Source organism: Streptomyces sp. NPDC006393 (assembly GCF_040628575.1).
GTDB lineage: Bacteria > Actinomycetota > Actinomycetes > Streptomycetales > Streptomycetaceae > Streptomyces.
This window is the reverse complement of sequence record NZ_JBEXZD010000097.1, coordinates 1-13,631: the sequence shown is the minus strand read 5'-3', so window position 1 is coordinate 13,631 and position 13,631 is coordinate 1. Positions and strand designations below refer to the sequence as shown.

Here is a 13,631-nt window from a genome sequence, read left to right as displayed (position 1 = left end):
CCGTCCTGCTGAGCAGCGGTGAGACCAAGCCGATCGGCAAGATCAAGACTGGCGACAAGGTCGAAGCCGCCGATCCGGGGACGGGCAAGCACCAAGGCGCCCGCACCGTCCAGCACGTGTGGATCAACCACGACCATGACCTGCTCGACCTCACCATCCGCACCAAAGACGGCCACACCGCCACGCTCCACACCACCGCCAACCACCCGTTCTGGGATGACACCACGCATACCTGGGTTCCGGCCGGCAAGCTCCACCGCGGCGACGCCCTCAACACTTCCACGAACGGCTGCGTCCCGATCCTCGTTCACAATACGGATGGGGAGAAGTGCGTTATTACGCTCAAGTACAAGAAGGGCTGGTCGGCAGACCAGATTAAGGCCGCTGATGCCAAGGTGGCTTCGTTGAACGCGGCTGATAGGTTGGTGGTGAGTGATGCCGAGGCCGCGCGAGGCAGTACTAGCGCCGCCGACCTATGGCGGAACGCAGGCAATACAACCGAAGAAGGTATGGACATTGACCATGTGATTGACCTCCAGCTCGGTGGCGCTGATGACATAAGCAATTTGTCGCCACTTGACTACTCGGTCAATCGCAGTCTGGGTCCTCGAATTGATCGACAAATCAAGAGACTAGGGCTCCAGATTGGGGATGTAGTTGATGAGGTTCGCATCATTCCCCGCCAATGACCCTCGCAGCAATTGTGAATGGATGCGCTGATGGATCCGACTGTTCAGCAGATTTCGAGGACTGTTCGCACTGATGCCGGCCTGTGCGCTCTCTGGCAGACCGAGTACTTCGTGGAGTCTGGCGATCCCGATGACTGGGATGACTGGGCCTCGGATGATGAGCTGCTGGTCCAGGCCATCTCTGCTGGGGCTCTGGTCCCCATCGGGGTGGGTGCAGATGGAGTATTTGAAGTACTGATCCGCTGGAACTTCTCAGGCTCGGGACTCACCGAGCGAGAAGGGCGTCATGTTCTCGTTTCTTCTGAGCCCTACCTATTGACGTCCCCGGGTGTGCTCTACATTGGGGGGCTTGAGGAGGCGGGCGATCTTCCAGGGCGGGATGCAAATCGGATCGAGCTGCCGAGTGGCCGCTATTCTGCGGTCGTTCATTTGGTCGACTGGAAGGCTGAGCCTGAGTCGATTGGATCCGATGGGCGTCCGCTCGAAGGGGCCTTGCCAGATTTCGTCGTTGAGATTCGAGCCGAGGAAGGGGTGGGCCAGGTCTATAGGACCAAGTCCACCACTTTCAGCCGACCCTAAGCGGGGGTTTCTATTCGGCAATGCGCCTGTGGCTTGAATGGATCTTCGAGCGTGATCACTTGATAATCTTGAGCCGCGCTATGACGTGCTGATAATGAGTATGTGCTGGCGGGCACAACTCCGGTGCTCGTGCACAACCACTGTGGAAAAAGCCCCTTGGGCGGTCTCCGAGCGCGGGCGACACCGTAGTCCTCGGCGTCAGGGGACCAGGGAACGCGCTGGCCAAGTCGATAGAGAGCGGCATGACGTTCAACCACGAGGACTACGGCTACTTCCACGGAAATGCCACGCCTCAGTGGGTTGACGAGGTCAACAACGCCCTGAAGAACGACGACGTCAACATCGCCGTCGACCTGGGTGGAGTGCTCGGCCCGGAAACGAGCAATTACAGCGCCCCGTTGGAGCTCTTCGCTGAGGCCTATCGGCGCGGCGTTGCGAATGGGTGGGAGGGGGGACCCGGCACCCAATGGAAGATGTCTCGCGTTGGCTACCACGCGTATGTGGGCAACCAGGACTGGAACAAAATCGAGTGGTACATGCACGGGGTTCCACTCGGGAAGCTCCCAGAGCTGGACTGGGCGGCGCCGAGGAAGAGCGCCGGACAGTAGGGAGCGCAACATGGGACTCGACGACGTCGCCGCTGTATACCCGGAGATCGTCGCGAGCGGCTCGCTCGCGGATGCTCTGAACATCGTGGCCGCCGAGCGCGGAGAAGGGGTCCGGTTCGTCCGCCCCCGACACACCGATGGGGCGGGTGGTCGCCTCGGCCGAGCGGGGTGGGTCGAAGGTCTCGGTCACCGCCGGGGCCGGGGAGCGGCGCCTTGCTGTCGGGTTCTCCCGAGGGGGCACGGCCCTGGCCCAGGGAGCGGTGTCGGATCTTGAAGCGGTGGCCGGCGCCGCCGGGATGTGGCTGTCCGGGGCGGACCTGCGAACTCTCGTGTCGGCATGGCCGTTCGTGGAATTCGATGAACTCCAGGAGGCCTACGCCTGCGGGGACGAGTTGGAGACCAAGTGGCGTCTGCTCCTGCGTGACACCCGGGGCCGCTGGCGCGACCTCATCGAGACCACACACGGCCGTCCCGCACTGCAGTCTCTCTTCCCGATCCACGGCCACGGCATGTTCCGGCTGACCTGGACCTCACGGGACTCGAGGTACGACACCCCGCACGTCCGGGCATACGGCGCCGAGAACTATGAACTCGTGGAAGCGGGGGAGGTTTTGGCGCGGGGCGGTCGGACGGAAGTCGTCGACGCGTACGAACGCTGGCTCGCACACGCGGTCCCTTTTCAGGACACGTGAGACAGCGAAGTAGGACGCGGAGGGCGAGACCGTGGCGAGCAGGCCAGGCCCAGCCCTCGGGGTCCAGGCCGCCGACCTCGGTGGCCGGGCCCGGCTAAGTGTGATTTGCGCAACACCCCGTTTGGGTGGCGGGGTCCGCGGGCAGCGCGGCCCGCCTGTCGGTGTGGCGGAAACGTAAAGGGCGAGTGGGGGGAATGTGCCCCCATGTCCTCCCTCGTCACGTCACGCCGAAGAAATCGCACGGCTCGCTTTGAACGCGGGGCGTTCCGTATCCGTACCCGTGCAGGAGCGACCGACTGGGGGAACCCCCGGACACCGGAGGTGGGCGTGCGCAAGGATGCGGCCGTGGCCAATGAACGTGGATCGAGGGCCCGACATCGCATGTCCTCACAGCCCTCGGAACCTGACGAGGAGCTGATGCGCGCGCTGTACCGCGAGCACGCCGGACCCTTGCTCGCGTACGTCCTCAGGCTGGTCGCCGGAGACCGGCAGCGTGCCGAGGACGTGGTGCAGGAGACGCTCATCCGTGCCTGGAAGAACGCCGGCCAGCTCAATCGAGCGACCGGTTCGGTACGCCCCTGGCTGGTGACGGTCGCCCGGCGCATCGTCATCGACGGCCACCGCAGCCGGCAGGCCCGGCCGCAGGAGGTCGATCCGTCGCCGCTGGAGGTCATCCCCGCGGAGGACGAGATCGACAAGGCGCTGTGGCTGATGACGCTGTCGGACGCGCTCGACGACCTGACCCCGGCCCACCGGGAGGTCCTCGTCGAGACCTACTTCAAAGGGCGTACCGTCAACGAGGCGGCCGAGACGCTGGGCATTCCCAGCGGCACCGTCCGCTCCCGGGTGTTCTACGCCCTGCGTTCGATGAAGCTGGCTCTGGAGGAGCGGGGGGTGACGGCGTGATGAGCATCTACGGGGGAAACCAGGGATTCGGCCCGGGTGGTTCGGGTATGTCAGGGTCCATGCAGGGATCACCGGCCCCGAATGAGCACGAGACCGTCGGCGCCTACGCCCTCGGAGTCCTCGACGACGCCGAGGCGACCGCTTTCGAGGCACACCTCGCCACCTGCGAGTGGTGCGCCCAGCAGCTCGACGAGCTGGCCGGGATGGAGCCGATGCTGGCCGCGCTCGCGGACCTGCCGGGCGCCGGCACCCCCGCGATCGGGGAGTCCCTGTCGGCGAAGCCCAGTCCGCGGCTGGTGGAGAAGCTGGTCGACGAGGTCTCCGAGCACCGCGCCCGCAAGCGCCGCAAGGGCTTCTACCTGGTCGCGGCGGCCGCGGCGCTGATCATCGGCGGCCCGCTCACGGTGTACGCGGTCAGCGGTTCGGACGGCGGCTCGGCGCCCACGGTGGCCGCGAGTCCCGTGAAGGCCGCCTTCGACGCCATGTCCGACAAGGTGACGGCCACCGACCCGGCCACGCACGTCACCGCGACCGTCGCCCTGGAGAAGAAGGACTGGGGGACCAACGCGGTCCTGCAGCTGAAGAACGTGACGGGCCCGGAGCGCTGCTCGCTCATCGCCGTCGGCAAGAACGGCGAGCGGGAGACCCTCACGTCCTGGTCCGTTCCCGGCTGGGGCTACGGCGTTCCGAACGCCAAGACCGAGGAGGCCAAGAACCCGCTCTACATCCGCGGCGGCGCGGCCTTCCAGCCGAACCAGATCGATCACTTCGAGGTGATGACCTTCGACGGTAAGCGGCTCGTCCAGGTGGACGCCTAGGGAACGGCCAGTGAGGTGCCCGGGCCGCCGCCCGGCTTCCGCCGACGGGTCCCCTTCGCGTACGGTTGACGGCTGCCCAGCACGTCAGAAGGGGGCCCGGTGGCCGCTCAGGCTCAACAGGATTCCGCGGTCGAATCGGTTCACGGCGCAGGCCACGGCGCAGGCCACGGCGCAGCGCGGGACGCCGCGCACGACTCCGTGCGCGACGAGGAGATCCGCGGCGAACAGGAACACCTGGACCGGGTGTACCGCCGGCTCGAGGAGAAGATCCACGAGGCGGAGTTCCTCATGCACGACGCGGCCAAGCGCGGCCAGGTCGGCACTCCCGGCGCGCTCGCCGAGCGCGACGCGCAGGTCTTCCGCGCGGGCATCCACCTCAACCGGCTGAACAACGAGTTCGAGGACTTCCTCTTCGGCCGTATCGACCTGCTGCTCGGCAAGGACGGCAAGAAGGGGCCCGACGGCGCCTACACCGCCGTGGAGCCCGCCGAGGGCGCGGTGCGCCACGACAACACCGCCGACATCGCCGAGACCCTGCACATCGGCCGGATCGGCGTCCTCGACGAGGACTACTCGCCGCTCGTCATCGACTGGCGGGCGCCGGCCGCCGCCCCCTTCTACCGCTCCACCCCGGTCGACCCCGGCCGGGTCGTCCGCCGCCGTGTGATCCGCTCCAAGGGGCGGCGCGTGCTCGGCGTCGAGGACGACCTGATGCGGCCCGAGCTGACGGCCTTCCTGGACAGCCGGGAGCTGCCCGTCATCGGCGACGGCGCGCTGATGGCCGCGCTCGGCCGTGCCCGTACGCACACCATGCGGGACATCGTCGCCTCCATCCAGGCCGAGCAGGACCTGGTCATCCGCGCGCCCGCCGCCTCGGTGACGTACGTCGAGGGCGGCCCGGGCACGGGCAAGACGGCGGTCGCCCTGCACCGGGCGGCCTACCTGCTCTACCAGGACCGGCGCCGGTACGCGGGCGGCATCCTGATCGTCTCGCCGACCCCGCTGCTCGTGGCGTACACCGAGGGCGTGCTGCCCTCCCTCGGCGAGGAGGGCCAGGTCGCCATCCGCGCGATCGGCTCGCTGGTCGAGGGCGCCGAGGCCACGCTGTACGACTCGCCGTCCGTGGCGCGCGCCAAGGGCTCGTACCGGATGCTGAGGGTGCTGCGGAAGGCGGCGCGGGGCGCGCTGGAGCTGGGCCCCGCCGCGGGCGGCCCCGGCGCGGGCGCGGCCGGTCCGGTGGCGGCCGCCCCGGTGGGGCAGCTCGCCCTCGGTGACGACACGGAAGGCGATGCCGCCCCGCAGGCCCCCACCGGGCCGCCGACCCGGCTGCGGGTGGTCGCCTTCGGACGCCGGCTGGAGCTGGAGGGCCCGGAGCTGGACCGCGTCCGGCGCACCGCGCTCGGCGGCACCGCCCCGGTCAACCTGCTGCGCCCGCGCGCCCGCAAGCTGCTGCTGGACGCCCTGTGGGAGCGGTCCGGCGCGGGAGCGCGGCACACGGACCCCGAGCTGGCCGCCGAGCTGCGCTCCTCCTTCGACGAGGACGTGACGAGCGAGGACTCCTTCACCGCCTTCCTCGACGCCTGGTGGCCGGAGCTGACCCCGCGCGGCGTGCTCGCCGCCATGGCCGACGAGCGGCGGCTGGGCCGCTGGGCGCGCCGGGTCCTCAACCCCGGCGAGATCCGCAGGGTCGCCCGTTCGCTGAAGCGGGACGGGTACTCGGTGCACGACATCGCGATGCTCGACGAGCTCCAGGCGATCCTGGGCACCCCGGCCCGCCCGCGGAAGAAGCGCGAGCTGGACCCGCTGGACCAGCTCACCGGCCTGGAGGAGCTCATGCCGGTGCGCGAGGAGTCGCAGCGCGAGCGGGTCGAGCGCCTCGCGCAGGAGCGCACCGAGTACGCGCACGTCATCGTGGACGAGGCGCAGGACCTCACGCCCATGCAGTGGCGCATGGTCGGCCGCCGCGGCCGGCACGCGACCTGGACGGTCGTGGGCGATCCGGCCCAGTCCTCCTGGTCCGACCCGGACGAGGCGGCCGAGGCCCGTGACGAGGCCCTGGGCACCCGCCCGCGCCGGCGCTTCGAGCTCACGGTGAACTACCGCAACCCGGCCGAGGTCGCCGAGCTGGCCGCGAAGGTGCTCGCCCTGGCCATGCCCGGCTCCCAGGCCCCGTCGGCGGTGCGCTCCACGGGCGTACAGCCGCGTTTCGCGGTCGTACGGGACTCGATGGCGAGCACCGTGCGGGCGGAGGCCGAGCGGCTGCTGGACCGGGTGGACGGCACGGTCGGCGTGGTCGTCGCGATGAACCGGCGCGAGGAGGCCCGGCGCTGGCTGGCCGGCCTCGGGGACCGGGTGGTGGCCCTGGGCAGCCTGGAGGCGAAGGGCCTGGAGTACGACGCGACGCTGGTCGTCTCGCCCGCGGAGATCGCCGACGAGTCGCCCGCCGGCCTGCGGGTGCTCTACGTCGCCCTGACCCGGGCCACCCAGCAGCTGACGGTGGTCTCGGCGGAGCGGGACGAGCCGGACGCGGCCGGGGTGCCGGACCTGCTCAGGGACTGAACGGCGAACCCGCTCAGGGACTGGTCCCACCAGGATCCAGGGAACTGGTCCCACCAGGATCCAGGACTGGTTCCACCAGGATCCAGGGACTGGTTCAACCAGGATCCAGGGCTGATTCCACCAGAAGCGGACGCCACGGGAATGGCCCCGCGGCATCTGTTTGTTAGCCTTGACCGTGACACCGGCTCGATCCAAGCCCCCGGGCCCAACCTTCGTCCCTTCGAGGGACCACTTGCCGCGAGGCGAGCATGGCGGGTCGGTGTCATGAACGTGTGGGAGGCCCACGTCACCGAGTGACGTGGGCCTCTTTCTTTGTCCGATCGTTTCTCGTATGGTGGAAGTCGTTTTCCGAAAACGCGCGCTGCTCCTGTGAACAAAACGTCCGCAATCCGGGGCGACTACCACGTACTCAGGGGTAGGTGCGACGATCGGACGGCTACAACTCGCGACACGGTGAAAGCAGAGGAAGTCGGCCATGGCAACGGCGCCCAGCGTCTCCTACTCGATGACCATCCGGCTGGAGGTGCCCGCGAGCGGAACCGCCGTCTCGCAGCTCACCACCGTCGTGGAGTCCTCCGGAGGCTCGGTCACGGGCCTCGACGTCACCGCGTCCGGCCACGAGAAGCTCCGTATCGACGTCACCATCGCGGCCACCTCCACCGCGCACGCCGACGAGATCGTCGGGAAGCTGCGCGGCATCGAGGGCGTCACGCTCGGCAAGGTCTCCGACCGTACGTTCCTGATGCACCTCGGCGGCAAGATCGAGATGGCGTCCAAGCACCCCATCCGCAACCGTGACGACCTGTCCATGGTCTACACGCCGGGTGTGGCCCGCGTCTGCATGGCGATCGCCGAGAACCCCGAGGACGCCCGCCGCCTGACCATCAAGCGCAACTCCGTTGCGGTCGTGACGGACGGATCCGCCGTGCTCGGCCTGGGCAACATCGGCCCCAAGGCCGCCCTGCCGGTCATGGAGGGCAAGGCGGCCCTCTTCAAGCGGTTCGCCGGCATCGACGCCTGGCCGATCTGCCTGGACACCCAGGACACCGACGCGATCGTCGAGATCGTCAAGGCGATCGCCCCCGGGTTCGCCGGCATCAACCTCGAGGACATCTCCGCGCCCCGCTGCTTCGAGATCGAGGCCCGGCTGCGCGAGGCCCTGGACATCCCCGTCTTCCACGACGACCAGCACGGCACCGCGATCGTCGTGCTCGCCGCCCTGACCAACGCGCTGCGCGTGGTGGACAAGCCGATCGAGAACGTCCGGGTCGTGATGTCCGGCGCCGGCGCCGCCGGCACCGCCATCCTGAAGCTGCTGCTCGCGGCGGGTGTGAAGAACGCCGTCGTCGCCGACATCCACGGCGTGGTGCACGCCGGCCGCCACGACCTGGTCGACGCCGCCCCCGAGTCGGCGCTGCGCTGGATCGCCGACAACACCAACCCCGAGAACCTCACCGGCACCCTCAAGGAGGCCGTGCGCGGCGCCGACGTCTTCATCGGCGTCTCGGCCCCGAACGTGCTCGACGGCGAGGACGTGTCCGCCATGGCCGACGGCGCGATCGTGTTCGCGCTCGCGAATCCCGACCCCGAGGTCGACCCGGCAATCGCCCGGCAGACGGCGGCAGTTGTGGCGACCGGCCGCTCCGACTTCCCCAACCAGATCAACAACGTGCTGGTCTTCCCGGGCGTCTTCCGCGGCCTGCTGGACGCCCAGTCCCGCACCGTCAACACCGAGATGATGCTGGCCGCCGCGCAGGCCCTGGCCGACGTGGTCACCGAGGACGAGCTGAACCCGAACTACATCATCCCGTCCGTCTTCAACGACAAGGTCGCGGGCGCCGTCGCCGGAGCGGTGCGCGAGGCCGCCAAGGCGGCCGGGGCGGCCCCGGTGAGCAGCAGCCCGACGAGTGTCGTCTGAGCATCACTTGACAAACAGGTCATACTGACTGAAAACAGGCGTCCGGGGGTGGCGGCTCCCGGACGTGACGATGGCCACGGTGGGCCTGCGACGGCGCGTCGCCGAACGCGTTGTCAGTGGCGCGCCTTATCGTGGCCGCCAGGCGCAGGCCCTCTTTTCGTGTGACTCCCAAGGGTGTTCTCACGACTCCTACGGGTGCCGGATTGGCTTTCCCGCCGCAGGTGGGGGCAGGATGCCTCCCTGGGCGCGAGGGTCTGACGAGGGACCCGGGTCCGGGGACCCGCAAAGGCCCCTGGCAGCATCGGCTTCGCTGGCCCGACATGCGGCTCCGCCGCGTGGCCCGCCTCAACGGCAAGAAGAACACGGGAGTAACAACATGAACCGCAGTGAGCTGGTGGCCGCGCTGGCCGACCGCGCCGAGGTGACCCGCAAGGACGCCGACGCCGTGCTGGCCGCGTTCGCCGACGTCGTCGGCGACATCGTCTCCAAGGGGGACGAGAAGGTCACCATCCCTGGCTTCCTCACCTTCGAGCGCACCCACCGTGCCGCTCGCACCGCCCGCAACCCGCAGACCGGCGAGCCGATCCAGATCCCGGCCGGCTACAGCGTCAAGGTCTCCGCGGGCAGCAAGCTCAAGGAAGCCGCCAAGGGCAAGTGACCTTGCCGTTGCTACGCCTCGGGACGGCGTACGCGGCCCGCTAGGTCAGGCACCGACGTCAATGGGGCGGCCCCCTTCACCGGGGGCCGCCCCATTGTCGTACGTGCCTGCCGCCGCGGGTGACCCGCCGCGGGTGTCCCCTACCCGGGCGCCTGCCCCGGCAGCTCCACCTTCGCGCCCAGCTCCGCGAGCTTCTCCATGCTGTGCTTGTCCGGGGGATGACCCCCGGGCCCCCAGCCGGAAGGTGCTTGCTCGGGCCGGGTGGCGCGGCTCAGGGCGGTCAGCCGAGCGCCTGCCCCGGCAGCTCCACCTTCGCGCCCAGCTCCACGAGCTTCTCCATGCTGTGCTTGTCCGGGGGATGACCCCCGGGCCCCCAGCCGGAAGATGCTTGCTCGGCCCGGGTGGCGCGGCTCAGGGCGGTCAGCCGAGCGCCTGCGCCGGCAGCTCCACCTTCGCGCCCAGCTCCACGAGCTTCTCCATGAAGTTCTCGTAGCCGCGGTTGATCAGGTCGATGCCGTGGACGCGGGAGGTGCCCTGGGCCGCCAGGGCGGCGATCAGGTAGGAGAAGCCGCCGCGCAGGTCCGGGATGACCAGGTCGGCGCCCTGGAGCCGGGTCGGACCGGAGACGACGGCCGAGTGCAGGAAGTTGCGCTGGCCGAAGCGGCAGTCGGAGCCGCCCAGGCACTCGCGGTAGAGCTGGATGTGCGCACCCATCTGGTTCAGCGCGGAGGTGAAGCCCAGCCGGGACTCGTACACCGTCTCGTGGATGATCGACAGGCCGGTCGCCTGGGTGAGGGCGACCACCAGCGGCTGCTGCCAGTCGGTCTGGAAGCCGGGGTGCACGTCCGTCTCCAGCGCGATGGACTTCAACTGCCCGCCGGGGTGCCAGAAGCGGATGCCCTCGTCGTCGATCTCGAAGGCCCCGCCCACCTTCCGGTAGGTGTTCAGGAAGGTCATCATGGACCGCTGCTGGGCCCCGCGGACGTAGATGTTGCCCTCGGTCGCCAGCGCCGCGGACGCCCAGGAGGCGGCCTCCAGGCGGTCGGAGAGGGCGCGGTGGGTGTAACCGCCGAGTTTGTCCACACCGGTGATGCGGATCGTGCGGTCGGTGTCCATCGCGATGATCGCGCCCATCTTCTGCAGAACGCAGATCAGGTCCTCGATCTCCGGCTCGACGGCCGCGTTGGACAACTCCGTGACACCCTCGGCGAGTACGGCCGTCAGCAGCACCTGCTCGGTCGCGCCGACGGACGGGTACGGCAGCCGGATCTTCGTGCCGCGCAGCCCCTTGGGCGCCTCCAGGTACTGCCCGTCGGCCCGCTTCTCGATCACCGCGCCGAACTGCCGCAGCACGTCGAAGTGGAAGTCGATGGGCCGGCCGCCGATGTCGCAGCCGCCGAGGCCGGGGATGAACGCGTGGCCCAGACGGTGCAGCAGCGGACCGCAGAACAGGATCGGGATGCGGCTGGAGCCCGCGTGGGCATCGATGTCAGCCACGTTCGCGCTCTCCACCCGGGTCGGGTCGAGCACCAGCTCGCCGGGCTCCTCACCCGGACGGACCGTCACCCCGTGCAGTTGCAGCAGACCGCGTACGACCCGCACGTCACGGATGTCCGGAACATTGCGCAGCCGACTCGGCTCACTGCCCAGCAGAGCGGCGACCATGGCCTTGGGCACGAGGTTCTTCGCACCGCGGACACGGATCTCGCCCTCCAGCGGGGTACCGCCATGGACAAGCAGGACATCGTCGTTGACGCTCATGTATCTCGCGTTCCGATGAGGTGGGCAGGGGGGTGGCCGGGCGCGGCCGATCACGTCGGTCAGGGCCGGGGAAGACAGAGTAATCGCCGTACACCCCCCTGAAGTAAGCCCGAGTACCGCCCAGCCACGTCATGGCTGTGTCACAACACGAACCGTCGCAGACCGGGCACATGGGGTCACCGCCGGGCCGTGCGCCCTCGGCGCTCCCGTGCCCCCGTGAGCTGCCCTCACTCCCGTAGCCGGATTGGCTCCCCACACCCGGGCAAGATGCGGGATCATGTCTGGCATGACCGAGGTGTCCTCGCTCACAGGGCGGCTGCTCGTGGCAACGCCCGCCCTGGCGGACCCGAACTTCGACCGTGCGGTGGTGCTCCTTCTCGACCACGACGAGGAGGGCTCCCTCGGTGTCGTCCTCAACCGTCCCACGCCCGTGGACGTCGGCGACATCCTGGAGGGCTGGGCGGACCTCGCCGGGGAGCCCGGTGTCGTCTTCCAGGGCGGCCCCGTGTCGCTGGACTCCGCGCTCGGCGTCGCCGTCATCCCGGGCGGCGCCTCCGGAGAGGGTGCTCCGCTGGGCTGGCGCCGGGTGCACGGTGCGATCGGACTCGTCGACCTGGAGGCCCCGCCGGAGCTGCTGGCCTCCGTCCTCGGATCGCTGCGGATCTTCGCCGGGTACGCCGGCTGGGGGCCCGGCCAGCTGGAGGACGAGCTGGTGGAAGGGGCGTGGTACGTCGTCGAGTCGGAGCCCGGCGACGTGTCCTCGCCGTCCCCCGAGCGGCTCTGGCGCGAGGTGCTGCGCCGGCAGCGCAACGAGCTGGCGATGGTCGCCACATATCCGGACGACCCATCGCTCAACTGAACTCCGGACGCTTCAGTACCCTTGCCGTATGAGCACTCTCGAGCCCGAGCGCGGGACTGGTACGGGAACCCTCGTAGAGCCGACGCCGCAGGTGTCCCACGGCGACGGCGACCACGAGCGCTTCGCCCACTACGTCCAGAAGGACAAGATCATGGCGAGCGCCCTGGACGGGACGCCCGTCGTGGCGCTGTGCGGCAAGGTCTGGGTGCCGGGCCGCGACCCGAAGAAGTACCCCGTGTGCCCCCTGTGCAAGGAGATCTACGAGTCCATGGGCAGCGGCGGCGACGACAAGGGCGGCAAGGGCGGCGGCGGCAAGTAGCCGCCGGGGAGTGGTTCGGACCTCAGTGGTCCAGACCTCTTGTGGGCGCCCCGCGGTAGTCCTTAGGCTCCGTCCGTGGCGCAGGACGAGATCGAGAACGATGTGATTCCGGCGGCGCGGGCCGTCGCCGGTCCGGTGCGGGGCGCGTTCCTGTTCGACCAGGACACGACTCTGCGGGCCGCTCCCGGCACGGACACCGCCGAGCGCTGGCTGCGGACCACGCTCGGTGCGGCCCTCGGGCTGCCGCTGCCGGCCGTCAGGCCGGGCGGGCCGCCGATCGCCGCGTCGGGCGCTGTGTCGGTCGCCTCGTCCGCCGCGACCGCCGCCACGCCGTCCGCCGTGACCGCCGCCGCGCCGGCCGTCGGTCAGGAGCAGGCGGCGAACTCGGTGCGGCTGCACCTGGACGACACCCTGGAGCCCGAGGCCTACCGGCTCTGCGTGACCGACGGCGGTGTCGAGATCCGTGGCGGCGGACCGGCCGGGGTCTTCTGGGGCGCGCAGACGCTGCGCCAGTTGCTCGGCCCGGAGGCCTTCCGCCGCGCCCCCGTGCGACCGGGCGCCGCCCACGCGATCCCGGCCCAGGTCATCGAGGACGCGCCCCGCTTCCGCTGGCGCGGGCTGATGCTGGACGTGGCCCGGCACTTCATGCCGAAGGACGGCGTCCTGCGCTACCTGGACCTGATGGTGGCGCACAAACTCAACGTGCTCCACCTCCACCTGACGGACGACCAGGGCTGGCGGGTGGAGATCAAGCGGTACCCGAAACTGACCGAAACCGGCTCCTGGCGCTCACGCACCAAGGTCGGTCACCGGGCCTCCCCGCTGTGGGAGGACAAGCCGCACGGCGGCCACTACACCCAGGACGACATCCGCGAGATCGTCGCCTACGCCGCCGAGCGGCACATCAGCGTCGTCCCGGAGATAGACGTCCCCGGACACTCGCAGGCCGCCATCGCCGCGTACCCGGAACTCGGCAACACCGACGTCATCGACACCACCGCCCTCACCGTCTGGGACAACTGGGGGGTCAACCCGAACGTACTCGCCCCCACCGACGACACCCTGCGCTTCTACGAGGGCGTCTTCGAGGAACTGCTCGACCTGTTCCCGGCCGACGCCACGGGCCCCACGGGATTCTCGGACTTCTTCCACATCGGCGGCGACGAGTGCCCCAAGGACCAGTGGCGCGCCTCCCCCACGGCGCAGGCCCGCATCCGGGAACTCGGGCTGGCCGACGAGGACGAGTTGCAGGCGTGGTTCGTCGG

The 13,631-nt window shown here is 69.6% G+C and carries 13 protein-coding genes; 12 read left to right on the top strand and 1 reads right to left on the bottom strand.

The features are described from left to right. The first annotated feature begins 5 nt into the window (after positions 1 to 5). The 9 genes from ABZ484_RS29900 to ABZ484_RS29860 all read left to right on the top strand — a co-directional run bounded on the left by ABZ484_RS29900 (position 6) and on the right by ABZ484_RS29860 (position 9,427). Complete coding sequence (locus tag ABZ484_RS29900; protein WP_358869061.1) at positions 6 to 689, top strand: polymorphic toxin-type HINT domain-containing protein; 684 nt, start codon at positions 6 to 8, stop codon at positions 687 to 689. Between the two features lie 18 nt (positions 690 to 707). After that, positions 708 to 1,268: a hypothetical protein gene (locus ABZ484_RS29895; protein WP_358869041.1), complete on the top strand. Its 561-nt coding sequence runs from the start codon at positions 708 to 710 to the stop codon at positions 1,266 to 1,268. A 242-nt stretch (positions 1,269 to 1,510) separates the two neighbouring features. Further along, positions 1,511 to 1,876, top strand: coding sequence for a polymorphic toxin type 27 domain-containing protein (locus tag ABZ484_RS29890; protein WP_358869040.1), 366 nt, complete (start codon positions 1,511 to 1,513; stop codon positions 1,874 to 1,876). A 260-nt stretch (positions 1,877 to 2,136) separates the two neighbouring features. Next, a complete protein-coding gene (locus tag ABZ484_RS29885) occupies positions 2,137 to 2,568 on the top strand; it encodes a DUF6193 family natural product biosynthesis protein (RefSeq protein ID WP_358869039.1) in 432 nt (143 codons plus the stop codon). 321 nt (positions 2,569 to 2,889) lie between these two features. Continuing rightward, positions 2,890 to 3,474 (top strand): sigma-70 family RNA polymerase sigma factor, encoded by a 585-nt coding sequence (locus tag ABZ484_RS29880; RefSeq protein ID WP_030167252.1) that lies wholly within the window; start codon positions 2,890 to 2,892, stop codon positions 3,472 to 3,474. Beyond that, positions 3,474 to 4,292, top strand: a complete 819-nt coding sequence (locus ABZ484_RS29875; RefSeq protein WP_358869038.1) for a zf-HC2 domain-containing protein — start codon at positions 3,474 to 3,476, stop codon at positions 4,290 to 4,292. The genes ABZ484_RS29880 and ABZ484_RS29875 overlap by 1 nt, the downstream gene beginning before the upstream one ends. Before the next feature lie 99 nt (positions 4,293 to 4,391). Next, positions 4,392 to 6,851 (top strand): UvrD-helicase domain-containing protein, encoded by a 2,460-nt coding sequence (locus ABZ484_RS29870; RefSeq protein ID WP_358869037.1) that lies wholly within the window; start codon positions 4,392 to 4,394, stop codon positions 6,849 to 6,851. 475 nt (positions 6,852 to 7,326) lie between these two features. Then, the gene (locus ABZ484_RS29865) at positions 7,327 to 8,769 is read left to right on the top strand and encodes an NAD-dependent malic enzyme (protein WP_358869036.1); all 1,443 of its coding nucleotides are present in this window, start codon (positions 7,327 to 7,329) and stop codon (positions 8,767 to 8,769) included. 376 nt (positions 8,770 to 9,145) lie between these two features. After that, positions 9,146 to 9,427, top strand: a complete 282-nt coding sequence (locus ABZ484_RS29860; protein WP_003990598.1) for an HU family DNA-binding protein — start codon at positions 9,146 to 9,148, stop codon at positions 9,425 to 9,427. A 420-nt stretch (positions 9,428 to 9,847) separates the two neighbouring features. On the opposite strand, the gene murA is transcribed toward ABZ484_RS29860, so the two are convergent. Beyond that, positions 9,848 to 11,188: a UDP-N-acetylglucosamine 1-carboxyvinyltransferase gene (murA, locus tag ABZ484_RS29855; RefSeq protein WP_358869035.1), complete on the bottom strand. Its 1,341-nt coding sequence runs from the start codon at positions 11,186 to 11,188 to the stop codon at positions 9,848 to 9,850. Positions 11,189 to 11,474: 286 nt separating this feature from the next. On the opposite strand from murA, the gene ABZ484_RS29850 reads away from it, so the two are divergent. The 3 genes from ABZ484_RS29850 to ABZ484_RS29840 all read left to right on the top strand — a co-directional run. Continuing rightward, a complete protein-coding gene (locus tag ABZ484_RS29850; protein ID WP_358869034.1) occupies positions 11,475 to 12,047 on the top strand; it encodes a YqgE/AlgH family protein in 573 nt (190 codons plus the stop codon). A 28-nt stretch (positions 12,048 to 12,075) separates the two neighbouring features. Then, the gene (locus tag ABZ484_RS29845; protein WP_358869033.1) at positions 12,076 to 12,366 is read left to right on the top strand and encodes a DUF3039 domain-containing protein; all 291 of its coding nucleotides are present in this window, start codon (positions 12,076 to 12,078) and stop codon (positions 12,364 to 12,366) included. 75 nt (positions 12,367 to 12,441) lie between these two features. Then, the coding region (locus tag ABZ484_RS29840) for a family 20 glycosylhydrolase (protein ID WP_358869032.1) at positions 12,442 to 13,631 on the top strand (1,190 nt) is incomplete at its 3' end.